The sequence below is a fragment of the Catenulispora pinistramenti genome (assembly GCF_018274385.1).
Taxonomy (GTDB): Bacteria; Actinomycetota; Actinomycetes; order Streptomycetales; family Catenulisporaceae; genus Catenulispora; species Catenulispora pinistramenti.
In genome coordinates this window covers 1-255 of sequence record NZ_JAAFYZ010000661.1, presented here as the reverse complement: position 1 = coordinate 255, position 255 = coordinate 1, and the positions used below count along the sequence as shown (strand labels likewise).

The 255-nt window shown below is 77.3% G+C and carries 1 protein-coding gene; it reads right to left on the bottom strand.

Going from position 1 to position 255, the window contains the following annotated elements; all coding sequences use genetic code 11:
* A partial coding sequence (locus KGQ19_RS49055; protein ID WP_368862280.1) for an IS110 family transposase occupies positions 1 to 254 on the bottom strand: 254 nt, incomplete at its 3' end.
* Position 255 lies beyond the last annotated feature (1 nt).

The window sequence follows — 255 nt, the reverse complement described above, 5'->3', positions numbered from 1 at the left end:
CGGGTCTTGCGGTCGGGGCGGTCGACCTCGACCACGACGATCCCGGCGGCGGTCAGGTGCCGGGCCAGGGCGGCGCCGTAGGAGCCGGTGCCCTCCACCCCGACCGCGATCACGGTGCCGTGGCCGGACAGCCAGGCGGCCAGCGCCGCGTATCCGGCGGCGGTGGCCGGGAACTCCTGGTCGCCCAGGTGCCGGCCGATCGGGTCGATGAGCGCGGCGTGGTGGGTGGCGCCGTGGGTGTCCACGCCGCCGATG